Raw genomic sequence first — 23,642 nt, forward strand, 5'->3', positions numbered from 1 at the left:
TTCACCGTTCAGCCGAAAAATTTAGCAACATATTCTTTTCCGCACTGGTACGTTGGTTGCACTCGAAATAACACACAACAAAAAGCTCCAGGGGAACCACGTGAGACACAACAACTATCTCGGGCTGAAAAAATCCCATCTGGCACTGGCGATTTCCTGTGCCGCCCTGCCCATGCCGCACCTTGCCTCTGCACAGGCTGCCGACACGGAAAACAAACCCGTGTTTGAGGAAGTGGTGGTAACCGGCTCCCGCCGCGAAGAGAATGTGATGGATATCCCCATCAATATTTCTGCGGTGGGTGGCGAGAAGATCGAAGACCTGCGCCTCGACAGCATCGCCAAGATCGCCTACTACACCCCCGGCCTGACCGTGGTCGATCGCGGCCCGCGGGACGAGAGACCGGACATTCTGGTGCGCGGCCTGAACACTGGCGGCCTCGGCCCGGGCTTCAGCAGCAGCACCGTTGCCACTTACCTGGGCGACATCCCGTTGCAGGTAGACCTGAAGCCCGTCGACCTGGAGCGCGTGGAAGTATTGATCGGTCCCCAGGGCACCTTGTATGGCCAGGGCACCATGGGTGGCGCTATCCGCTATATCCCCGCTAAAGCGGACCCTTCTGGATTCACCGCAACCGTGCGCAGTAGCGCCAGCAGCAACGCGGAGAGCTCCGGCCTCGGCTCTGAATACGGTGCGACCCTGAACTTTGCAATTACCGATAACCTGGCCGTGCGCGTAAACGCGGACAGCATCCAGGACCCCGGCTTTATCGATTACAACTATGTCGTACGTGAATCCGGTGTATCTAACCCCGACCCGGATTTCAGCAACCCCGACGACGTTGCCGCGAACCTGCGCCGGGTAAAAGATGCCAACGGTGAAGACACCAAGTCTGGCCGTATCAATGTGCGCTGGCTGGCCACCGACTGGCTGGAAGCCAACCTGTGGCACTACTACCAGGACACCAAGGCGGAAGGTCGCCAGCTGGCTCACCAGCTGTCCTTCAATACCGGCCCTTACGAATCCGGTATGCGCTACGAAGAACCTAACCACTACACCAACAAACTCACCAGCATCGAGCTGATCGGCGATCTGGGCTTCGCCCAGGCCACTATGGTTTACGGCCAGTCCGAATACGATGAGCTGGGTCAACGTGACCAGACCGACCTGTTGTTGGACCTGGACTACGGCTATGACTCCTTCCCCTCTTTCTCCGCCTATACCCGTGAGGAAGTGAAGGACAAGGCCGACACTTTCGAACTGCGCATGTCTTCCCAGCACGAAGGCCCGTTCAAGTGGGTAGCCGGTTACTTCCAGAACGAATATCAATCCGATGCCATCAGTGAAGAATTCACCCCCTTCTTCGACCAGTTCGTTGTGGACAACTGGGGCGGCGTGCAGCTGCGTCCGGACAACCTGGAATACATCCAGCTGACCGATATCGACGAAAAAGAATCCGCGTTCTACGGCGAGCTGACCTACGACATCACCGACACCCTGTCGGTTACCGGTGGCTACCGTCGCTACAAGTTTGAAACCGACATTACCGGCGGTTTCGGCCTGCCGCTGTTTGAAACCGTATTCCTGGGCGAACCCCAGGACGCGATCAACGTAGACCTGGGCAGAAACCAGGGTGAAGACGAAGGTGACCTGTTCAAATTCAACGTCGCCTGGGATGCCACTGCCAACGGCATGGTGTATTTCACCTACTCGCAGGGCTACCGCAATGGTGGCGTTAACTCCGTACCGGAGTGTACCGCCGAGCAGATCGCCAGTGACAACCAGCAGCTGTGTGCACTGTCGGATGAAGTACTGATCGATCCGGACAAGATCGACAACTACGAAGTGGGCTACAAGGGCCTGGTTGGCGATCGCCTGTCTGTGAGCACCGCGCTCTATTACATCGACTGGACCGACCTGCAGGTGGCCACCACCACCACCAACGGCTCCCTGCCGATTACCGGCAACGGCAGTGCCGCGGTCAGCCAGGGCTTCGAACTGCAGGGTAGCTGGCTGATTAGTGACAACCTGGACCTGGCATTCACCTATGCCTATACCGATGCAGAACTGAGCGAAGACGCTCCCGGTCTGGTTGGCCCATACGACGTCTATGCCGGCGCCCGCCTGCCCGGACACGCGGAACACCAGGGCTCGCTGAACCTGAATTACACCACCACGGTACTGAACGGCTACGACCTGGACCTGAACTACGGTCTGGTCTTCGCCAGCGACGTGTACAACATGGTCGGTGGCCCGGAAGATCCGCTGTACATGATCGACGAAGACACCGGCGACATCATGGCTGGTGACCGCGGTGGTGAAGCGATCCCGGGTTACGCGGTACACCATATGTCCGCCACTCTGCGTTTGGACAAGTGGACCGTTCAGGCATTCGCCGACAACCTGTGGGACAAGTACTACATCACCGGTACCCGCACCAGCCGTCGCCATCTGCAGGACGAAAACAATGGCCCGGGCATCGAGTGGGGCAATGGCTTCACCCAGCGCTCTTACGGCCAGTACGTAGGTACCCCGCGCACCATCGGTGCCCGCTTCACCTACGAATTCTGATGCTGATTTAGCTTCAGAACTTCATTGGAAGCCGGCCTGGGATACACTATCCCGGCCGGCTTTTTTATTGGTTGCTATTCATGCAAAACCCCTCGATTCCACAACTCCACGCTGCTGCCGAACAGGCCCTTAACCGGGGCGATATGCGCACGCTGCACCAGTGCTGCCGACAGATTTTGCAGTTGGAGCCCGCGCACAGTGACGCCTGGTTTCTGATCAGTATCGCGGCCGCTGCGGCCGGGCAGGTCAACAAGGCGCTGGAAATGATCGAGCGCGCACTGGCAACAGCGCCGCGCAACGCAGAATATTTGAGCCAGAAGGCCCGCTACTGTGCGCAGCTGAACCTGTATACCAAAGCACTACAGGCGGCAGACGCCGCCATGGCGGAAAGCCCCGAGCGCCCACTGATTCTCGACACCCTCGGCGTGGTGTATGCGAAGTTTGATGAACACGCGAAAGCGGTGATCCCACTGCGACGTGCCGTGGCACTCGCACCAGACAATGCGCAGTTCCAGTTTAACCTGGCATCTGCCGAGCAGTTTCTTGGCAATCAGGAAGCAGCCCGCGCTACTTATGAAAAAGCAATCTCACTACAGCCGAAATTCAGTCGCGCGCGCTGGGCTCTGTCCGAGCTGGCAAAAAATGACACGCAGTCCGCAACGAGTGGCGAGCTTGAAAAGCTGTTAGCCCGGCCCGGCCTCGCCGCCGAAGACCAGCTCTACCTGAGCCATGCACTGGCCCGGGATCTGGAGCGCGCCGGCGATTACACCCAGTCATTCCGCCACCTCGCCCAGGCGAAAGCACGCTACCGTGAGAAGATTGGCTACGACTTTTCGCAGGACGCGGAACTGTTTGAGGCAATTAAATCCGCATTTCCCAGCGGTGAACATTTATCGGAAGGCGTGCACGCGAGCCTTGGGGAAAACTGCCTGTTTATTCTGGGGATGCCCCGCTCCGGTACAACTCTGGTAGAGCGCATTCTTGCGAGCCATTCTCAGATCGAAACGCTCGGTGAGCTGCATGAGTTTCCGCTGGCAATCAAGCGCCATTCACAAAGCCGTTCGGCGCAAACACTGGATCCAGAGGTAATCACTGGGGCACTCGCCGCGGACGCGGAGTCTATTGGCAGGGATTATGTAGCACGCTGCGATGAGCGTGGCAAAACCGCGACGCGCCTGATCGACAAACTGCCAATGAATTTCCTCTATCTGGGATTTATCCTGCGCAGCCTGCCCCAGGCAAAAATCGTGGTGCTCGACCGAAACCCGCTGGATGTATGCCTGAGTAATTACCGCCAACTGTTTTCTTTTAACTTCCGCTACTACCACTATCACTACAGCCTCAGCGATACGGCACGCTACATCTGCGCCTATAAAGATTTAATGGCGCACTGGAACAGTCTGTTCGGGAACAGAATCTATACGCTGAACTACGAAAGACTCACAGAAAATCCGGAGCAAGAGGCGCGGGTACTGATGCAATATTTGGCGTTGCCCTGGGAAGCAGAGTGTCTCGAGTTTTATCGTTCAGGTGCCGCCGTGTCCACGGCCAGCAGTGTGCAGGTACGCCAGCCTATTTACCGCAGCGCGGTGGAACGTTGGCGCAAGTATGAGAAGGAGTTACAGCCGGCCGCGGAAATCTTTGCCGAGGCCGGGCTGATTTAAGAAATGAGATCGCCGGGCTAACCCTTAGTTAAACAGTTCCATCAGGCGACGGCCGGGCTCTTCCTCGCGCATAAACGCTTCGCCCACCAGGAAGGTGTCGACATTGTGGCCACGCATGGCGGCCACATCGTCCGTGGTGTGGATACCACTCTCGGTAACCACGATACGGTCGTCCGGGATCATCCCCAGCAGGCTGAAGGTAGTTTCCAGCTGCACATCAAAGGTGTGCAGGTTGCGGTTGTTGATCCCGATCAACCGGTTCGGCAGCTTCAGCGCACGCTCCAACTCCTCGCGATCGTGCACTTCCACCAGAACATCCAGCCCCAACTCTTGCGCCAAATCATTCAGACTGGTGAGCTGCGCATCGTCCAGGCAGGCAGCAATCAACAGGATACAGTCGGCACCCATGGCGCGGGCCTCATACACCTGATACGGATCAACAATAAAATCTTTGCGGATAACCGGCAGGCGCACCGCACTGCGCGCCTGTTGCAGATATTCATCCGCACCCTGGAAAAAGTCCACATCGGTCAGTACCGACAGGCAGGCCGCACCACCCTTTTCATAGCTGGTGGCAATCTCCGCGGGAATAAAATCTTCGCGAATAACGCCCTTGCTTGGCGAAGCCTTTTTAATCTCCGCAATCACCGCTGCCTCACCGGCATTGCGCTTGGCTTCAATCGCCTTCACAAAACCGCGACAGGGCGGCTGCTGCAACGCACGCTGCTGCATTTCATCCTGGCTAACCAGCCTCTTGCGCTCGGCGACTTCTTCCCACTTGCGCTCGACAATGGTCTTCAGAATTGTTGGCGTACTCATGACTTCACTCTTTGAATGCGCTGGTAAAGGCAGCCAGCTCGTTAATTTTTTCCCCGGCCAGTCCGCTATAAATCGCGTCCTGCGCCATGCTCACCCCTTCCGCGGGGCTCGCCGCTACACCGCTTACGTAAATAGCCATGCCGGCGTTGAGGGCAATAATGTCTGCAGCCTTGTTGCCCGCAGGTGTTTCGCGCTTGCCCAAGGCATCGCGAATCAGTGCGAGGGAGGCCTCGGAGCCATCCACGCACAGATCATCCATGGCTTTTGGTTCGATATCGAAATCCTCGGGCTTGATAACGATTTCGGTTAGCTCACCATCTTTTAATTCCCAACCGCGGGTCTCGGCGGCGAGACTCACTTCATCCAGCCCATCGTCGCTGTGCAGAACCAGCACGTGCTCGGAACCCAGCGTCTGCAGAACTTCCGCCAGCATGCGGCAGTAGTGCGGGTCAAACACGCCGATTACCTGGCGCTTTACGCCGGCCGGATTGGTCAGCGGCCCCAGCAGGTTGAAAATAGTGCGCAGGCCCAGCGCCTTGCGCGGTCCAATCGCGTGACGCATGGCACTGTGATAGCTCGGCGCGAACATAAAGCCCACACCAACACCATCCACGCAGCGCGCCACCTGTTCCGGGGTTAGCGGCAAATAGATGCCCGCCTTTTCCAGCAGATCGGCAGAACCGGAAGAAGAGGAAACCGAGCGATTGCCGTGCTTGGCCACCCGCGCGCCGGCAGCGGCTGCAACAAAGCTGGACGCACTGGAGACGTTGAACAGGTTTGCCCCGTCACCACCGGTACCCACAATATCGACTGCATGGGTGGGGTCGAGCTCGACCTTGGTGGCCAGCTCACGCATCACTTCCACCGCGCCGGTAATCTCGTCAACGGTTTCTCCCGCCATACGCAGGGCTACCAGAAACGCACCGATCTGCGCGTCTTCCGCTTCGCCGCGCATAATCTGCCCCATAGTCCCGCGCATCTCTTCGCGGGTGAGATGTTCGCCTTCCACCAATTTGGCAATGGCCTGCTGGATATTCATTATTTTTACTCCTCCCCCAAATCCCTAATCAGGTTGGATAGCAGATCTCCGATAAAGCTCAGGTCTTCTACGTGAAGGTACTGATGCTGGGATCCGTTTGTGAGACCTTCTAAAACAGGGATGTTTTAGAAGAGCCCCCATGGATGGGTTTACGGCGTGTCTCGCAAACGGATCCCGGCAGCAGTGCCGCCACCAAATCCGCTACGAAGCGCACAAGTAAACCTCAAGACTCCAAAAAATTCCTCAGCATATCGTGCCCGTGCTGAGTCAAAATCGATTCCGGGTGGAACTGCACCCCCTCGATCGGCAGCTCGCGATGACGCAGCCCCATAATTTCATCCATCTCGCCATCTTCGGTCTCGGTCCACGCAGTGACCTCAAGACAGTCCGGCAGACTACCCTTCTCCACCACCAAGGAGTGATAACGGGTCGCCTCAAACGGATTCGACAGGCCGTTAAACACCCCCAGGTTATTGTGGATAATCGGTGACGTCTTGCCGTGCATCACCTCACCGGCGCGCACCACGCGCCCACCAAACACCTGGCCAATACTCTGGTGGCCGAGGCAGATGCCGAGAATCGGCAGCTTGCCCGCATACGCGCGAATGGTATCCATGGAGATACCCGCCTCATTCGGCGTACAGGGGCCCGGGGAAATCACAATTTTTTCCGGGTTCAGCTGCTCGATATCGGCAACGCTGATCTCGTCATTGCGCTTCACCACCACATCCGCACCCAGCTCCGCCAGATACTGCACAATATTGAACGTGAATGAATCGTAGTTATCGATCATCAGGATCATGATTCGGTTCCTCTATCCTGTGTCGCCTCGCCCAGACGCTTCTGCAGGCGGGCAAGGGATTCCTGGGTAGCACGCAGTTCGCGCAAAATTTCGGTCTGGCTCGGCGGCATGGAAAGCTCGTCCAAGCGGCGCAGCTTGGCCTCTTCCAAGTTGTTCAGCACCACCCCGATAAACAGGTTGATCATCACAAACGCGCCCATCACCACGAAGCTGATGAAATAGATCCAGGCGTAGGGCATGGCATCCATCGCGGTGTACATAATGTCCGTCCAGTCCTCAAAGGTGACGATACGGAACAGGCTCAACAGCGCGATGGGCAGGGTGCGCCAGTGGGTGGGGTCGATTTCGTGAAACAGGAAATAACCGGCCACACCGTAAATATAAAAAATAATCCCCATCAGCAAACTGATATGGAACATGCTGGGCAGGCTGCGCAGCAGCGTGTCCACCAGCAGGCGCAGCTCGGGGAACGCAGAAACCAGGCGCAATACCCGCAGCACCCGCACCAGGCGCGCCAGCGTGGCCATGGGACCGGCCGCCGGAATCAGGCTGAGCACGATGATGGAGAAATCAAAGCAGTTCCAGCCGTTGGCAAAATAGCGCCACGGACGACGTCCCTCGGCGGCGATCTTGATGGCCGCTTCCACCATAAACGACAGCAGGATCAACTGGTTCACGCCCTGCAACATGCCGTTGAAACGCTCGACCACCCAGGTGGAGGTTTCCAGGCCCACAGCAACCGCATTGACCATAATCAGGCCAATAATTACCTGATTGAAGATCGGCGCTTCTACGAGGCGACGGCAGCTCTCGGCAAAACCACGCTTCTGTTGTACTGATATTTCACTCATCGGTAATACGTCTTCCAATGTTTCAACATGGGTCTCAATACGGGTTTCAATACGTTTCTCAATACGCTTGGGTTATTCACCGGTAGCGATGGCTACGGCGCGGAACAGTGCCCGCGCCTTGTTCATGGTCTCATCCCACTCGGACTGCGGATCGGAGTCGGCCACGAGGCCGGCACCGGCCTGTACAAATACTTTTCCATCCTTGATCACCGCGGTGCGGATGGCGATGGCGGTATCCATATTGCCGTTCCACGCCAGGTAGCCCACGGCACCGCCGTAGACGCCGCGCTTCTCCGGCTCGAGCTCATCAATAATTTCCATGGCACGGATCTTGGGCGCACCGGAAAGCGTGCCCGCCGGGTGCGCCGCGCGCAGGGCGTCGATGGCATTAAGCCCCGGTTTAATCTTGCCGGTTACATTCGACACGATGTGCATTACATGGGAGTAACGCTCCACAACCATCTTTTCCGTCACCTGCACGGTGCCGGTCTGCGCAACCCGGCCAACATCATTGCGGCCCAGATCGATCAGCATCAGGTGCTCGGCAATTTCTTTCGGATCCGCCAGTAAATCTTGCTCCAGTGCCAGGTCCTGCTCTTCAGTGGCGCCGCGGCGGCGGGTACCGGCGATCGGGCGCACGGTCATATCCCCATCTTCCAGGTGTACCAGGATTTCCGGGCTGGAGCCGACCACCTGGTGATCACCCAGGTCAAGGAAGTACATATATGGGGAGGGGTTCAGGCTGCGCAAGGCGCGGTAGAGATTCAACGGCGGCACGGTAAAGGGCGCGGACAGGCGCTGGGACGGCACTACCTGCATCACGTCACCGGCGAGGATATAGTCCTTGACCCTGTGTACACCCTGCTTGAAGGCATCTTCGCCGAAATGGGAAACAAAGGTGTCTTCGGCGGTGTGCTCACCGTCAATCCCGAGCGGCTCGACGCTGTCGAGGGGCTGGGACAACTGACCGACCAGCTCGTCCAAACGACGCTGGGCGGATTCGAAGGCATTTTCCTGCTGCGGGTCGGCGTGCACGATAAACAGCACGGCACCGGCCAGGTTGTCGAACACCACCAGTTCGTCGCTTACCATCAGCAGGATATCCGGGTTACCCAAGGTATCCGGCGGGCAGCTGTCGGCCAGTTTCGGCTCGATATAGCGCACGACGTCGTAGCCGAAATAGCCCACCAGGCCGCCATTGAAGCGCGGCAGCCCGTCGATTTCTGGCACTTTGTAGCGGCCGCGGAACGCTTCGACGAAGGCCAACGGGTCGTCGACCTGCTTCTGCTCAATCACTTTGCCGTCACGCTCAACCGTTATCTCGTGACCGGTCACCTTGAGTACGGTGCGCGCGGGCAGGCCGATAATAGAGTAGCGGCCCCATTTTTCCCCACCCTGTACCGATTCCAGCAAGTAGCTGTAGCGGCCGCCATCGCGGGCAGCGAGCTTCATGTAGGTGGTGAGTGGGGTTTCAATATCGGCCAGCACGCGGCGTACGAGCGGTATGCGGTTGTATCCTGCAGACGCAAGCTGGGTGTATTCGCTGGGGGTCATGGCGACTCCGGTCTGTGCAATGCTTTGTTTGTTCTATCGGGGCCTGGATTTCCCATCGTTGTGGAATCCTACCCGCGGGGAAGGCGCCCGTCGGACCTAGTTGTGTGACTCTTCATAGAGTGAGGTCTTCAGGCTTCAGCGGATCAGCGGCGCCATCGCCAGCTGTTGTTGAGGTGGGCAGTGCAGTTCAATGTCAGAATCTCGCAGCGTCGAGTTGCTTCCCTGTATTCCGGCGAGCAAGTGTACAAAGGTCTCTTGGGGTGGGCAAGCGCCGCTTCGCGGGCACCTGCCTCAGTGACTAGTAGTTCGCAGGCCGCTCTAACGTGGTTCTCAAGCCTGGGCCAGCTCGGCACGCATGGCGCTTATAACCTCTGCATAGTCATCCTGATTGAAGATCGCTGAACCCGCGACGAAGCTGTCGGCACCGGCCTGGGCGATTTCGCGGATGTTGTCGCGGGTCACGCCGCCATCGATCTCCAGGCGGATATCGAGGCCGGAGTCGTCGATCAATTTGCGAGCTTCCCTGAGCTTGTCGAGGGTGGCGGGGATGAATTTCTGGCCGCCGAATCCCGGGTTTACGGACATCAGCAGGATCATGTCGAGCTTGTCCAGCACGTATTTGGCGGCGTCGAGGCTGGAAGCCGGGTTGAATACCAGGCCTGCCTTACAGCCGAAGGATTTGATCAGTTGCAGGGAGCGGTCGACGTGCTTGCTCGCTTCCGGGTGGAAGGTGATGTAGGTGGCACCGGCGTCGGCGAACATGCGGATCATGTCGTCGACGGGCTCGACCATCAGGTGCACGTCGATTGGCGCTTCCACGCCGTGGTTGCGCAGGGCTTTGCACACCATGGGGCCAATGGTGAGGTTGGGGACGTAGTGGTTGTCCATTACGTCGAAGTGCACCCAGTCGGCGCCAGCGGCGAGGACATTATCCACTTCCTCACCCAGGCGGGCGAAGTTGGCGGAGAGGATGGAGGGTGCAATTTTGTAGTCCGGCATTTTCTCGTCTCAGTACCAGTTGAGTGGAGGACCTTCTTGGTTGGGCCCTATTTTGGCTTTTGTGGCGGCAAGGTGCAGGCGGGGGCTTTCGGGACCACTGTATACCCATCCCTGGGCGTTTCGGCGCAAACTTCCTGTTTGCGACGATCCCGAAAGCCCCCGCCTGCACCTCGCCTTCAATTTTGACTTATGCAGTGGGTGCGCTTTTTTGGCTATTCAGCGCGCAGTTTCTCTTCCAGATTATTCAGACGCTCAGGCGTACCCACGTCACACCAGTCCCCCGAGTAGACTTCCGCCTGCATCTTGTCTTCGTTATGTGCGAAGACTTCACCAAGGCCATAGCATTCACGGGCATTGGGGTATTCGGTAAGGATTTGCGGGCGCAGGTAGCTGATGCCGGCGAAGGTGTAGCGTGGCTTGGTGCTGCCAGAGAGCAGGCCGTCATCGATGCCGAAGTCCCCCTCCGGGTTGTGCGGCGGGTTGGGTACCATCAGCAGGCGACCGGGGCAGTTTTCCGGCAACGGATTGTTTACCCAAGCGGAAAAATCAAAGTCACACCAGACATCGCCATTCACTACCAGAAAGGGCTCTTCGCCCAGCAGCGGAAATGCCTTGCAGATACCACCGGCGGTTTCCAGCGGTTCACTCTCTTCCGAATACTGAATCTGCACACCAAAACGCTCACCGCTACCCAGATGCTCGCGGATCTGGCCGCCCAGGTGTGCGAGGTTTATCACAAGGTTCACAACCCCGGCGGCGGCGAGGCGCTCGATGGCGTATTCGATCAGCGGCTTGCCCAGTACCGGAATCAACGGCTTGGGCGTGAAATCGGTAAGCGGGCGCATGCGCTTGCCGAACCCGGCGGCAAGTAGCATGGCGGTGGGCGCCTTGGGCGGTTGCGATGTCATGCGGTCCTTTTTATTGGGCTTTATTGGGCTGCGTTATTGGGCAGCTAGCGGGCAATGTTCGTTATGAAGGAGCTCGCGTTACGGTGTAACGGTGGTATCGGCCTGCTGCCGTTCGCCGGCAGTGCGGTAGTCGCGATACCAGTCCTGCTGCTCGATCAACGGCATTATTTCAGCCCGGAACCAGCGGGCGAAGGGCTGAAGCTCGTCGTATTTATCGCACACTTCGAGGGTATAGCGAATGACCAACGGCAAATCAGGCAGGTAACCGTGCTTGCCATCCCGTAAATACAGCCGTGGGAAGAGCCCGAGCACCTTGAAGTGGCGCTGCAGGCCGATCCAATCAAACCAGCGCAAGAAAGTTTCCGGCGACACTTCGGGAATTACGCCCGCATCGACCGCGGTAGTGGCGTACGCCAGGGCCCAGTTTTCCACCTGTTCCTGCGGCCAGCGGATGTAGCAATCGCGCAGCAGGGAGGCTAGGTCGTAGGTGACCGGGCCCCACACCGCATCCTGGAAGTCCACCACTCCCGGTCGCTCGCCATCGCGCATCATCAGGTTGCGGCTATGGTAGTCCCGGTGCACCAGCACCTGTGGCTGACTGCTGGCGCTGTCCAGCAGGTGGGCAAAGGTGTGCTCTATCAGCTGGTTTTCTTCCTCGCTCAGCTCCCGCTGCAGCAGTTTGCCGATCAACCATTCGGGCAGCAGGCGCATTTCCATGTGCAGCAGCTCGCGGTTGTAGGGCGGGAAGAGTCCCTCCTGACGCGGGATTTGCTGCAGGCATAGCAGCTCATTCATCACTTCCGCGTACAGGCCGGAGACGCTGTCCGGATTCAGGTTCCGCAGTAACTGGGTGTCGCCGAGGTCTTCCAAAAGCATATAGCCGTGCTCAACATCGGCGGCGATCACCAGTGGGGTATGGATGCCATTGCGGCGCAAATAGTCCGCCAGTGCAACAAATCGATTGACGTTGGTCTTATTCGGGGGAGAGTCCACCGCGATCAGGGTGGGGGCGGTATCGGTGCGAAAGTAGCGGCGGAACCCGGCATCGCCGGACAGCGCCTGCAGGTGCAGGGTCGCCTCCAGCGGCGGCACCCGCAAGGACTCATGGCCTGACTGCAGGGCACGGGCAGCCCACTGGCGCAGTTGTTCTTTGCGCTCATCCGGGGCCTGGGTTACACACTCGTTCATCCACTACCTGCTTGTTCACGTCAACACGTCACCACGGGTTTGACCACTGGAATGGCCCTGAAGGATACCGGTGCCGCCTGGAAATCTGGCATTGTAGCGACACCCGCCGCACGGTTCACCCGCTAATCTTTGCGCGGCCGGTTTCCATGGCCGCAACCATTCAAGTAGAATCGACCGCTGATTTTGCGGACCGGTTCAAACTTCGCCGATTCGTTATTTTTGACGCCATTCGCGCAACTCTCGCCAACGGCCAGAATCCAAGACAGACTCTAAAGATAGCTGGAACCAATCACTCGATGCTGGAAGCTTCCCGCTGGCGCAGCCTTGCGCTGGCCATTGGACAATTATCACGCCCCCGCCCCCTCGCTTTCGGCCTGCTCGCTGCCCATGCCCTGTGGCCGCTCGCTGCTGCCGCGGACAGCGACGTCGCTTCGGCTCAGCTCGAAGAAAATCCGTACCTCTATCTGGACTGGTTTCCCAAAGGCCAGCTGGAGCCTTACCTGCGCAACCAGATCTCGCCGATCTGCGGCGGCATGTTTATCGAGCCCGCACGCGCCTACCCCAATGCCGAAGAGCTGCCGGAAGACGCGCCGCTGCGCGCCACCGCCGACCGTTCCGACTGGCTGGAAGACGGCACGGCGCAATTGCGCGGCAATGTGCACATCACCCAGGGCTACCGCCAGCTGTTTGCGGATCAGGTAGACGTCAACCGGGCAGAAAACACCGCTTACTTAAGCGGCGCCATCGAAATGCGCGAGCCCGGCATGCTGGTGCGCGGTAAGGCGGCCGAAGTGCACACCGATAGCAAGGCAGCTTCCATTGAAGACGCGACCTATGTGGTCCACGACGAATCCGTGCACGGCTCCGCCCGTTTCGCCTCCCGCGAGGCCAGCGGGGAGCTGATTCTGACGCAAGGGAACTACACGCGCTGTGAACCGGACGACGTTTTCTGGCGCATGACCGGTGGTGAAATCACCATCGACAATGTCGAGCGCCAGGGCACCGCGCGCAATGTGCGTCTGGAAATTGCCGATATACCCGTATTTTATTTCCCCTACATGCGCTTCCCGGTAGGGGATGAGCGCATGTCTGGCTTTCTGTTCCCCAGCATCAGCAACAGCGATGATAACGGCTGGGACATCGCGGTGCCCTACTACTGGAACATCGCACCGCAAATGGATGCCACCATTGCCCCGCGCTATATCCAGTACCGTGGCACCGGCCTGGAACTGGAGGCCCGCCATCTCAGCGAGTGGTTCAGCACCGAGGCGCGCCTCGCGGGCCTGCCCAATGACAAGGGCGGCGACGATGAAGATGCACGGCGCCTGATTAACGAAGGCTTTCCGGAAGATCTGGTATTACCCGCCAAGGGCGAAGACCGCTGGTATGTGAATTTAGACCAGGTAGGCGGTAATGGAGGCCCATGGCGTACCCGCATCGATTTCTCCAAGGTCAGCGATCCGGACTATTTCCGCGACCTCGACACCGCTGAACTGAAAGCACCGGCCAACGTGAGTTCGCGAGCGCTCACTGACCTCAACCAGACGGCGGAAGCCAGTCTAACCCTGGAGCACTGGAACGCCAGCGTGCGTGTGCAGGAATATCAGCAGCTGTCCAAAGACCGCTTCGACACCTATAGCCAGCTGCCGCGTATCAACGTGAACGGCAACTACAAGTGGAACGACTGGTATTTGATGCTCGACCACGAGATCACCAGCTTTGATCACCAGGATACCCAGACCATCCAATTCATCGCCGACGTCAATGATCCGGGCAGTGTGACCACCAGCACCCGTAATTTCGTCAATGCACGCCGCGCGCGAGTGGACTACAGCTATGGCTGGGACAAACAGTGGTTGTGGGGGTTCTTCAACCCGCAGGTGACCGGTATCTATCTCGGCTACGAGCTATCCGATACCTTCCTGGAAAATCCAGATATGGACACCCCCGAGGCCGCGGCGGCACAACTGTCCATTGATAGTGGCCTGTTCTTCGAACGCGATGGCAACCTGTTTTCGCGGGAGTATGTGCAAACCCTGGAACCGCGCCTGTTTCTGTTGGCGAGCTCTAACGCGGATCAGTCGGACTTCCTCAATGTCAGTACCAGCCCAGTGGACGGCGGCAACGACCTGCTCTATGACACGTCGCTGTTTACCTTCAGCTACGATCAGCTGTTCCGCGACAGTCGCTTTAACGGCAACGACCGTATCGACGATGCGGACCGCGCCGCCCTTGGCCTGACCACCCGGTTTATCGACCCGCGCAGCGGTCGCGACCTGTTTGCCGCCAGCGTAGGTCAGATTTTTTACTCCAATGACAGTCGTATCGAGCTGGCGGAATTTATCGAGGACGTGCCGCGCTCCGAGTTTGCCGCGCGCCTGGAGAGCCGCCCCACGAATGACCTGCGCATCAGCAGTGAGCTGATCTACCACGACAGCGACAATACGATTAACCGTGGCAACGTCACCTTGCGCTACCTGGATGACGATTTTCGCCTGTTTAACGTAAGCTACCGCTACCTGCGCAAGGAAGAGCGCTTCGACCCAACCGACACCTTCTTGGTACAGGGACCGGTACGCCAGGCAGACATCTCTGCAGCCTGGCCAATAAATGATCGGCTTTCGGTTCTGGCTCGCGCCAACTACGATTTCACCTTCGACAGGGAACTGGAATACCTGGCGGGACTCGAATATGACACATGCTGCTACCGCACCCGGGTGCTGTGGCGCCGCGAACTGGACAATGACCTGGCCGACGTCGTACCGCCGGAAGAGCTGAAATTCGACGAAGGTGTCTATATTGAACTGCAGCTGAAGGGCCTAGCAGGCCTGGGCGGTTCCGTCACCCGTATCCTGGCCCAGGGCATTGCCAACTTTGAACAACGAGAAGTACTGAAACAGTGATGACAATAATGCAGATGTTCACCTCTCTTCGCCGCAGCCTGCTGGCCGTAGCCGCCGCCAGCGCCATCGCGCTCCCCGCCTGGGCCCAGGTACAGCAACTGGACCGTGTGGTAGCCGTAGTGGACGACGACGTGGTAATGGCCAGTGAACTGCAGCAGCGCATCAACACCATCACTCAGCAGATCGCCGCACAGAATGTACAGGCGCCACCGATCGACGTGCTGCGTCGCCAGGTCCTGGAGCAGCTTATCGTTGAGCGCCTGCAGCTGCAGATGGGTGCCCGCGCCGGCGTCACCATCTCCGAGGAAGAGCTGGATCAGGCGATCGCACGAGTGCAACAGAACATGAATCTGTCTCCGGCCCAGTTTCAGCAGAAGCTTGAAGTAGACGGTATCTCCAACAATGCCTTCCGCCAGCAAATCCGCCAGGAACTGATCATTCGCCGGGTGGAACAGGGCAGCGTGAGCCGCCGTATCCAGATCACCGACCAGGACATCAACAACTTCCTCCGCTCCAAAGAAGGGGAGTTCTGGAAGTCTCCCCAGTATGAGCTTGGTCATATCCTGATCGCGGTAAGCTCCAGTGCCCCAGCCGAAGAAGTCACGGCAGCCCGTGAAAAGGCTGATGCGGTTTATGACAAGGCCACCGGCGGCGAAGATTTCCGCGCCCTCGCGATTTCCAACTCCGCCGGCCAGAACGCTCTGCAAGGCGGTGATCTGGGTTGGCGTAAACCCGTTGAGCTTCCGACCCTGTTTGCGGATGCGCTGGACGGTGTGAAGGTAGGTGAAACCACCAAACCCTTCCGCAGCGATGCCGGCTTCCACATGCTGAAGATCCATCAGCAGCGCGGCGCTACCGAGCAGGTGGTGGAACAGACCAAGGTGCGCCATATTCTGGTAAAAACATCAGCCATCCGTGATGACGACGCCGCCTACAACCTGCTCACCGACCTGCGCAGCAAGATCGAAGCCGGTGAGTTGAAGTTTGAAGATGCCGCCAAGGACAACTCCGAAGATATCGGTACCATGCTGCAAGGGGGCGACCTGGGCTGGTCCACGCCTGGCCAGTTTGTCCCGGAGTTTACCCAGGCCATGAACAACACCACGGTGGGCGAGATCAGCATGCCCTTCCGCAGCCAGTTCGGCTGGCACATCCTGCGCGTGGATGAGCGCCGCCAGCAGGACATGACAGACCAGTACATCCGCAATCAGGCCGCCAACCTACTGCGCAACCGACGTTATGAGGAAGAACTGCAAAACTGGCGCCAGGAAATTCGCGACCAGGCTTATGTGGAAATCAAACTGCCGGACGCAGAACCCAGCGACACTGAACAAAGCGCCGAGGGCGCCAACGATTCCCAGTAACACGTTATGATCCCCCGTATTGCCTTCACCCCCGGCGAACCCGCCGGGATAGGCCCGGAACTGGCGGTAAAACTGGCCTGTTCGGGCCGCTCATCGACGATTATCCAGGCGCAGATCATCGCCATCGCCGACCCAGACCTCCTGCAACAGGAGGCCGCCCGACACGGAAAGCGGCTAAAGCTACTACCCTTTGACCCGGCACTGCCCCCAGAAACCACCCCGGAAGATGCTCTGCACCTGCTGCCGGTTTCCCTTGCCTCGCCCGCCGCCCCCGGCCAGCTCAATGCAGCCAACGGCGCCTATGTCCTGGAAACCCTGCGCGTTGCCGCCGAGGGCTGCCTGCAACGCACTTTTGATGCGGTGGTAACCGGACCGGTACACAAAGGCGTCATTAATGAGGCCGGCGTCGCCTTCAGTGGACACACCGAATACTTCGCCGAAAAAGCCGGTGTGGAAAAAGTCGTGATGATGCTCGCCGCCGATGACCTGCGCGTAGCACTCGCGACCACCCACCTGCCGTTAAAAGATGTCAGCGGCACGGTTACCGGACAATCGCTGCAACAAGTGCTCACTATCCTGCATCGGAGCCTGCGCGATCAGTTCCGTATCGAGCGGCCGCGCATTGGCGTCTGCGGCCTCAATCCCCACGCAGGTGAAGGGGGACATCTGGGCCGGGAAGAAATCGAAGTGATCGAGCCGGCCCTGAACACCCTGCGCGCCCTCGGCCTAAACCTGATCGGCCCGTTGCCCGCGGATACCCTGTTTACCCCGCCACAACTGGCCCGCTGTGACGCGGTACTTGCCATGTACCACGATCAGGGCCTGCCGGTGTTAAAATTTAAAGGGTTCGGGCGCGCCATCAATATCACGCTGGGACTGCCGTTTATCCGCACCTCGGTGGACCACGGTACCGCGCTCAATATTGCCGGCCAGGGTATTGCCGATAGCGGCAGCCTCAATGCCGCACTAAACCAGGCCATCGAGCTCGCCAAGCTACGACATATTTAACGCGTGCCTTCCGCGCACCCAATGCCATCCAAACGAATACATCCATGGACAATTTTTTCCAACATAAGGCGCGCAAGCGTTTCGGTCAGAACTTTCTTGTCGACGAAAACATTATCGAGCGCATCGTGCGCGCCATCGGCCCCAAAGAAACCGACAAGCTGGTAGAAATCGGCCCGGGCCAGGGCGCCATTACTTCCCTGCTAATCGATAAGTGCCCATCACTGACCGCAGTAGAATTGGACCGCGACCTGATCCCAATGCTGGAGTTCAAATTCCGCGACTACCCGGATTTCACCATCATTGAGAAAGATGCGCTGAAATTTGATTTCGGCAGCATGGTGGAAGAAGGCGAACAGCTGCGTATCGTCGGCAACCTGCCCTACAACATTTCCACCCCTCTGCTGTTCCACCTGCTGAGCTTTCGCGGCAAGGTAAAAGACATGCACTTTATGCTACAGAAGGAAGTGGTGGATCGCCTCAGCGCAGTACCCGGAGTGAAAGCTTACGGCCGTCTCAGCGTGATGACCCAATACCACTGTCGAGTGCAGGGATTGTTTCCGGTACCACCGCAGTCTTTCCGTCCTGCCCCAAAAGTAGACTCCGCCATTGTGCGTCTGGTACCCCATCAAACACTGCCGTACCCGGCAGAGAACGAGGCGCTATTGGAACGCATTGTCAGCGTGGCTTTCCAACAACGCCGTAAAACCCTGCGCAACGCGCTGAAGCCACTATTTCCCGACCTCGACCCAGAGCAACTACCGGTGGATACCAGCCGCCGCCCGGAAACCCTGAGCGTACAAGAGTATGTGGAGCTGGCAAACTTCTGCAACAACCTGACACCACCGCAAACCCAAGCGCAGTAAACGGAAAATACCTTGGCCACTTACGCAATAGGCGATATTCAGGGCTGCCTGGAACCGTTGCAGAGACTACTGAAGAAAGTCGACTTCAATCCACACAGGGATAAGTTATGGCTGGCCGGTGACATGGTGCACCGCGGCCCCGACAGCCTCGGCACCCTACGCTTTCTGTATGAGCATCGCAGTCAGGTGACCGCTGTGCTCGGCAACCACGATCTGCATCTGCTGGCCATCGCCCACGGTGCCAAGCGTCTTACCGATAAAGAGCACGACCTCGCGAAAATCCTGCGGGCCAAGGATGCAGACACCTTACTGGACTGGCTGCAAAAGCAACCGCTGATGGTGCATAAAAAAGTAAACGATAAATACTTTTCTATGGTGCACGCGGGCATTCCTCCCATCTGGAGTATGAGCAAGGCTCTGGAACTTGCCGGCGAAGTGCACAAAGCACTGCAGGACCCGGCGATGGCCGAAGCCTATTTCTTCGGCATGTATGGCAACGAGCCTCACAAGTGGAGTGATCACCTGATCGGCGTCGAGCGCCTTCGCTCAATCACCAACTATTTCACCCGCATGCGCTTCTGCAAAGAAGACGGTACTTTAGATCTGGTCACAAAACAGGGGCCATTAGCTGCGCACCACGACTACCACCCGTGGTTCAGCTTCAAGCACCGCAAAACAAAAAACGACCGGATTATTTTTGGTCACTGGGCAGCGCTGGAAGGGGAAGCCAACACCAAAAATATTTACGCACTCGACACCGGCTGTGTTTGGGGCGGCTACCTTACTGCGATGAAAATGGAAGACGAATCGTTTTATTGCGCCGATTGCCCGCTGTAAGCACGATTAATATTGTGCCGAGGCGGACTTCTGGCGAACAAATTTTACCCAAAAGTGACTCACACCTCTCTTCCTCCCCCCCTCGCATCCCCCTCTCCTTTCCCGAATCACCCCTGACTACTTTTTTCTCCGCCCCCCGCGGGTGGGATGCCGCTTGCAGGCACCTGACCTCTAATCGATCTTCCGTTTTTGTACATGATTTCAGTCGCCCGTCGGTTTGAGGGGGCTCGTGTAACGATGGTGAAGCAGCCTGTGGCAACACATAAAAGTCGCGGCTGGCAGAGAATCGACAATAGAAAAAATAAGGTCAAAGAGCATGCAAGCATCCTCACACTCCCGGGGGAGTGCCCGCCGCGTACAATTAAGTTCGCTGCTGGCCATGGCGGTCGCCGCCGCTACCCACAGTACCGCTCAGGCGAGTACAAACTCTGAACTTTCCATGGTCAATATTCCTGGCACCATCCAGACCGCTATCGGTTGCGGCGACAACTGGCAGCCGGACTGTGCGGCATCACAGCTGACCTACGATGCAGAAGATGACCTGTGGCAGGGCACATTCACCCTTCCTGCGGGCGACTACGAATATAAAGTCGCGATCAATGGTAGCTGGGATGAAAATTACGGTGGCAATGCCGACGCGGGTGGCGGCAATATCCCACTAAGCATCGCCACCGAACAGTCCGTGAAGTTTATCTACGACCATGAGACCAACTGGATTGCCGACAACGTCCGGCACACCATCGTCACGGCCGCCGGTGATTTCCAAGGCGCACTGGGCTGCCCGGATAACTGGCAGCCGCAGTGCTTGCAAACACTACTGCAGGACGTAGACGGCGACGGTATTTACACTTTCATTACGGACGCAATCCCGGCCGGCGATTACCAGATGAAAGCCGCGCTCAATGAGGGCTGGGATGAGAGCTACGGTGACAACGGCAACAATATTGCCTTCACTGCAGAAGCGGGCAAAGAAATCTACTTCGCTTTCGACAGCAACACCAACAAAGTCGTCGTGAGCACCGACGGCGTTCCCCGCGGCGACCTGACCACCGATAGAGCGCACTGGGTCGATGCCAGCACGATCCTGTGGCCGGTCACCATGCCAGAAGGCGGTAGCGCAAAGCTGGTGGTAAGCGACAGCGCTGCACTTACTCTGGGTCCTGACGGCGTTGCCGGAGATAGCGAAATTGCGCTGACTGTAAGTGCAAATGGCGCATCCGAAGAAGCTCTCGCCAAATTCCCGCACCTCGCGAATTCCACCGCCCTTACCGTGCCCGAAACTGCGGACCTGTCCGCGCTGGTAAAAGGTCAACTGGCAGTTGCCATTTTTGATGCAGAAGGCGCAATTGTGGATGCCACTGGTATTCAAATGCCGGGCCTGCTGGATGACGCTTTTGCCTATGAAGGTACTCTCGGTGCCACCGTTGGTGAGAACACCGTCGAATTCGCGCTGTGGGCGCCCACCGCAAAATCCGTCAAGGTACACCTGTTCGACAGTGGCGATCAGTACGCACCGAGCACCAATGTGGAAATGGTTGAAAGCAACGGTGTATGGACGGCTTCCACCAGCATTGACTGGGATCGCAAGTTCTACATGTACGAAGTAGAAGTTTACTCCTACGCGACCCGGAAGATCGAAAACAACTGGGTTTCCGACCCCTATTCCCTGAGCCTATCCACCAACTCCTACAAGTCACAGATCGTCAATCTGAATGATGATGACCTGAAGCCTGAAGGTTGGGACGCGGTAATGAAACCGTCTCTCGACGCGGCGGAAGACATCTCCATTTACGAACTGCACGTGCGCGATTTCAGTATTGCCGACGACATGGTAAGTGAAGCGGCTCGCGGCACCTTCGCCGCGTTTGCAGAAGATGGCCGCGGCAGCCTGCACCTGGCGGAGCTGGCATCAGCGGGCCTGACCCATGTGCACCTGTTGCCGGCGTTCGACTTTGCCACGGTGAATGAAGATCGCTCCGCACAACAAACTACTGAAGACCTCAGCGTCTACGCGGCGGACAGCAGTGAGCAGCAGGCAGCGGTCAACGCGATCCGGGATGAGGATGGCTTCAACTGGGGTTACGACCCACTGCACTTCACCGTGCCCGAAGGCAGCTACTCCACCGATCCCAACGGTGTACAGCGCATTGTCGAATTCCGCGAGATGGTGCAATCCTTGAGCGACGTTGGCCTGCGCGTGGTAATGGATGTTGTTTACAACCACACCAGCTCTTTTGCTCAGTACGATAAGTCCATTCTCGACAAGATCGTTCCGGGCTACTACCACCGTCGCAATGGTGAGGGCTTTGTGGAAATGAGCAGCTGCTGCGCGAATACCGCCAGTGAGCACACCATGATGGAGAAGCTGATGCGCGACTCCATGAAGGTCTGGGCCACCGCCTACAAGGTGGACGGATTCCGCTTTGACCTGATGGGACACCACACCAAGCAAAACATCCTCAATGTCGCAGCCGATATGGAAGCACTCACCACCGAAGCAGACGGTGTCGATGGCTCATCCATTTACCTGTACGGCGAAGGCTGGAACTTCGGTGAAGTGGTTGACGATGCGCGCTTTGTGCAGGCGCGTCAGGGCAATATGGCAGGCACCGGCGTTGGTACCTTTAACGACCGCATTCGCGATTCCGCGCGCGGTGGCAACCCGTTTGGTGGTTTTGAAGAGCAAGGCTTCAGCACCGGCCTGTTCACCGACAGCAACGGTAAGTTCAATGGTGACGAGCGCGCTACCCTGCTGACCCTGGCGGACAAGGTACGTATCACCCTCGCCGGTAACCTGGCAGGCTACGAGCTGGAAACCTCAAACGGCACCACCATGACTGGCGCCGAACTGGAATACAACGGTCAGGCTACGGGCTACACCGCAGATCCGCAGGAGTCGATCAACTACGTTGCCGCACACGACAACGAAACACTGTTTGACGGCATCCAGATCAAGGCCAACAGCACTACCAGCCTGGCAGATCGTGTGCGCCTGCAGAACTTCAGCACCTCGCTGGTGATGTTCGCCCAGGGTGTTCCGTTCATCCATGCAGGTCAGGAAATACTACGTTCCAAGTCCATGGACCGCGACAGTTACAACTCCGGTGACTGGTTCAACGCTATCGACTTCTCCCTTGCCACCGACAACTGGGCCGCCGGCCTGCCGATCGCGGACAAGAACGAGGACAAGTGGGGCCTGATGGCACCGCTGCTGGCGAACCCGGATATTGCACCGCAGCAGTCCGATCGCGAATTTGCGCTGGCGGTATTCAAAGAGCAACTGCAGATCCGCGGCAGCAGCAAACTGTTCCGTCTGCCCACCAAGGAAGCGATTGATTCTGTAGTGTCCTTTGCCAACACTGGTCCCGAGCAGATCCCCGGGCTGATCGCCATGCATTTGAACGATCCGGCTGGCGACTTTGATGAAGAGACCTCGCAGATCCTGGTGCTGTTCAACGGCGGTGCGGAAGCGCAGGAGTTTACCCTCGCATCCGCCGCGGAATTGCCGTTTGCCCTACACGAAGTGCAGCAGGCATCCGCAGATGAGGCACTGGCCGATGCAACCGCAGACGCTGGCGTGTTCACTGTTCCAGCACGTACCACTGCGGTGTTCACCCTGGCCCGTGAAGACGACAGCTCTATCCCCGAAGACGAGGAAGAGCTGGAAGATGACCAGGGTGAGGATGAGGACAATGACTCCAGTGGCGGCGCCACCGGTTTCGCCCTCCTCGCCCTGCTCGCCGCCGCCCTGCTGCGTCGCCGCTTCGTCTAAATTAGCGATCCGTTATCAGGCAATAAAAAACCCGGCCATATGCCGGGTTTTTTATTGCCATCTTTCAGATAGATTTTTATCAAGAACGGCTTGCTATCAAGAACTACCTGTCATCAAGTATCTCTTGGTATATCCCTGTGGGTTCTGCGATTGCAGCCCACCGACCGGCAAAGTCGCCTCAGTTTCTCAAGCCGTGTACTGATTCCTTTCGGTCCAACTCGATCAAGTGCCCTGGTTGGAGACAAATCCAACTGCAGTCACAACCTCTGCCCATGGCTTACAACCGATTTTGCACTGCCTAACCGCTTCGCAAAACTGACGCGCCAATCGACGTATCTTGTCACTATCCACCTTCCAAGGCCACAGCGCTGACTATCCTGAAAGTGCGGGACCTGATAGCAGGCCCCCTGTTGCGACAGCAGCACCGTCGCGCACTCAATAGGTAATAACGATAGCGTTCCCGCTCTTCCAGCCTCATCGGCGCTATTTTGCGGGATGTATT

Annotated in this window: 16 protein-coding genes; 8 read left to right on the top strand and 8 right to left on the bottom strand. The window is 57.9% G+C overall.

Features of this window, described 5'->3' with window-relative positions; genetic code table 11:
• Nucleotides 1-100: 100 nt before the first annotated feature.
• The gene (locus LCM31_RS03295; RefSeq protein ID WP_224867530.1) at nt 101-2,569 is read left to right on the top strand and encodes a TonB-dependent receptor; all 2,469 of its coding nucleotides are present in this window, start codon (nt 101-103) and stop codon (nt 2,567-2,569) included.
• An 80-nt stretch (nt 2,570-2,649) separates the two neighbouring features.
• The gene (locus LCM31_RS03300; RefSeq protein ID WP_224867532.1) at nt 2,650-4,233 is read left to right on the top strand and encodes a tetratricopeptide repeat-containing sulfotransferase family protein; all 1,584 of its coding nucleotides are present in this window, start codon (nt 2,650-2,652) and stop codon (nt 4,231-4,233) included.
• 24 nt (nt 4,234-4,257) lie between these two features.
• Here the strand turns inward: LCM31_RS03300 and trpC are convergent, their stop codons facing one another.
• The 8 genes from trpC to LCM31_RS03340 all read right to left on the bottom strand — a co-directional run bounded on the left by trpC (nt 4,258) and on the right by LCM31_RS03340 (nt 12,393).
• Nucleotides 4,258-5,052, bottom strand: coding sequence for an indole-3-glycerol phosphate synthase TrpC (gene trpC / locus LCM31_RS03305; RefSeq protein WP_224867534.1), 795 nt, complete (start codon nt 5,050-5,052; stop codon nt 4,258-4,260).
• Between the two features lie 4 nt (nt 5,053-5,056).
• Nucleotides 5,057-6,091: an anthranilate phosphoribosyltransferase gene (trpD, locus tag LCM31_RS03310; RefSeq protein ID WP_224867536.1), complete on the bottom strand. Its 1,035-nt coding sequence runs from the start codon at nt 6,089-6,091 to the stop codon at nt 5,057-5,059.
• A gap of 223 nt (nt 6,092-6,314) precedes the next feature.
• Complete coding sequence (locus LCM31_RS03315; RefSeq protein ID WP_010133414.1) at nt 6,315-6,893, bottom strand: anthranilate synthase component II; 579 nt, start codon at nt 6,891-6,893, stop codon at nt 6,315-6,317.
• The gene (locus LCM31_RS03320) at nt 6,890-7,744 is read right to left on the bottom strand and encodes an ion transporter (protein WP_224867537.1); all 855 of its coding nucleotides are present in this window, start codon (nt 7,742-7,744) and stop codon (nt 6,890-6,892) included. Before LCM31_RS03320 ends, LCM31_RS03315 begins: the two co-directional genes overlap by 4 nt.
• Before the next feature lie 72 nt (nt 7,745-7,816).
• Nucleotides 7,817-9,298 (bottom strand): anthranilate synthase component I, encoded by a 1,482-nt coding sequence (gene trpE / locus LCM31_RS03325; RefSeq protein WP_224867538.1) that lies wholly within the window; start codon nt 9,296-9,298, stop codon nt 7,817-7,819.
• A 330-nt stretch (nt 9,299-9,628) separates the two neighbouring features.
• Nucleotides 9,629-10,297 (bottom strand): ribulose-phosphate 3-epimerase, encoded by a 669-nt coding sequence (gene rpe, locus LCM31_RS03330; protein ID WP_224867539.1) that lies wholly within the window; start codon nt 10,295-10,297, stop codon nt 9,629-9,631.
• A 212-nt stretch (nt 10,298-10,509) separates the two neighbouring features.
• Nucleotides 10,510-11,205, bottom strand: coding sequence for an N-acetylmuramate alpha-1-phosphate uridylyltransferase MurU (gene murU, locus LCM31_RS03335; protein ID WP_224867540.1), 696 nt, complete (start codon nt 11,203-11,205; stop codon nt 10,510-10,512).
• A 78-nt stretch (nt 11,206-11,283) separates the two neighbouring features.
• A complete protein-coding gene (locus LCM31_RS03340; RefSeq protein WP_224867541.1) occupies nt 11,284-12,393 on the bottom strand; it encodes an aminoglycoside phosphotransferase family protein in 1,110 nt (369 codons plus the stop codon).
• A 296-nt stretch (nt 12,394-12,689) separates the two neighbouring features.
• On the opposite strand from LCM31_RS03340, the gene LCM31_RS03345 reads away from it, so the two are divergent.
• From LCM31_RS03345 to pulA, 6 genes are all read left to right on the top strand, one after another.
• Nucleotides 12,690-15,296, top strand: a complete 2,607-nt coding sequence (locus LCM31_RS03345) for an LPS-assembly protein LptD (RefSeq protein WP_224867542.1) — start codon at nt 12,690-12,692, stop codon at nt 15,294-15,296.
• Nucleotides 15,296-16,660: a peptidylprolyl isomerase gene (locus LCM31_RS03350; RefSeq protein WP_224867543.1), complete on the top strand. Its 1,365-nt coding sequence runs from the start codon at nt 15,296-15,298 to the stop codon at nt 16,658-16,660. The genes LCM31_RS03345 and LCM31_RS03350 overlap by 1 nt, the downstream gene beginning before the upstream one ends.
• Before the next feature lie 6 nt (nt 16,661-16,666).
• Entirely contained in the window at nt 16,667-17,668 is a 1,002-nt protein-coding gene (gene pdxA / locus LCM31_RS03355) for a 4-hydroxythreonine-4-phosphate dehydrogenase PdxA (protein WP_224867545.1), read from the top strand.
• 44 nt (nt 17,669-17,712) lie between these two features.
• On the top strand, nt 17,713-18,531 hold the full coding sequence (gene rsmA / locus LCM31_RS03360; protein ID WP_224867547.1) for a 16S rRNA (adenine(1518)-N(6)/adenine(1519)-N(6))-dimethyltransferase RsmA: 819 nt from the start codon (nt 17,713-17,715) through the stop codon (nt 18,529-18,531).
• A 12-nt stretch (nt 18,532-18,543) separates the two neighbouring features.
• On the top strand, nt 18,544-19,368 hold the full coding sequence (locus tag LCM31_RS03365) for a symmetrical bis(5'-nucleosyl)-tetraphosphatase (protein WP_224867549.1): 825 nt from the start codon (nt 18,544-18,546) through the stop codon (nt 19,366-19,368).
• 316 nt (nt 19,369-19,684) lie between these two features.
• Entirely contained in the window at nt 19,685-23,140 is a 3,456-nt protein-coding gene (pulA, locus tag LCM31_RS03370; RefSeq protein ID WP_224867551.1) for a pullulanase-type alpha-1,6-glucosidase, read from the top strand.
• Nucleotides 23,141-23,642 lie beyond the last annotated feature (502 nt).

Origin of the sequence: Microbulbifer agarilyticus, assembly GCF_020171345.1 — a bacterium.
Lineage (GTDB): Bacteria > Pseudomonadota > Gammaproteobacteria > Pseudomonadales > Cellvibrionaceae > Microbulbifer > Microbulbifer agarilyticus_D.

What these genes read in the sequence shown, in the direction of transcription:
- LCM31_RS03300 (WP_224867532.1), top strand. Translation starts at nt 2,650, where the DNA reads ATGCAAAACCCCTCGATTCCACAACTCCACGCTGCTGCCGAACAGGCC.
- trpC (WP_224867534.1), bottom strand. Translation starts at nt 5,052, where the DNA reads ATGAGTACGCCAACAATTCTGAAGACCATTGTCGAGCGCAAGTGGGAA.
- trpD (WP_224867536.1), bottom strand. Translation starts at nt 6,091, where the DNA reads ATGAATATCCAGCAGGCCATTGCCAAATTGGTGGAAGGCGAACATCTC.
- LCM31_RS03315 (WP_010133414.1), bottom strand. Translation starts at nt 6,893, where the DNA reads ATGATCCTGATGATCGATAACTACGATTCATTCACGTTCAATATTGTG.
- LCM31_RS03320 (WP_224867537.1), bottom strand. Translation starts at nt 7,744, where the DNA reads ATGAGTGAAATATCAGTACAACAGAAGCGTGGTTTTGCCGAGAGCTGC.
- trpE (WP_224867538.1), bottom strand. Translation starts at nt 9,298, where the DNA reads ATGACCCCCAGCGAATACACCCAGCTTGCGTCTGCAGGATACAACCGC.
- rpe (WP_224867539.1), bottom strand. Translation starts at nt 10,297, where the DNA reads ATGCCGGACTACAAAATTGCACCCTCCATCCTCTCCGCCAACTTCGCC.
- murU (WP_224867540.1), bottom strand. Translation starts at nt 11,205, where the DNA reads ATGACATCGCAACCGCCCAAGGCGCCCACCGCCATGCTACTTGCCGCC.
- LCM31_RS03340 (WP_224867541.1), bottom strand. Translation starts at nt 12,393, where the DNA reads ATGAACGAGTGTGTAACCCAGGCCCCGGATGAGCGCAAAGAACAACTG.
- LCM31_RS03345 (WP_224867542.1), top strand. Translation starts at nt 12,690, where the DNA reads ATGCTGGAAGCTTCCCGCTGGCGCAGCCTTGCGCTGGCCATTGGACAA.
- LCM31_RS03350 (WP_224867543.1), top strand. Translation starts at nt 15,296, where the DNA reads ATGACAATAATGCAGATGTTCACCTCTCTTCGCCGCAGCCTGCTGGCC.
- pdxA (WP_224867545.1), top strand. Translation starts at nt 16,667, where the DNA reads ATGATCCCCCGTATTGCCTTCACCCCCGGCGAACCCGCCGGGATAGGC.
- rsmA (WP_224867547.1), top strand. Translation starts at nt 17,713, where the DNA reads ATGGACAATTTTTTCCAACATAAGGCGCGCAAGCGTTTCGGTCAGAAC.
- pulA (WP_224867551.1), top strand. Translation starts at nt 19,685, where the DNA reads ATGCAAGCATCCTCACACTCCCGGGGGAGTGCCCGCCGCGTACAATTA.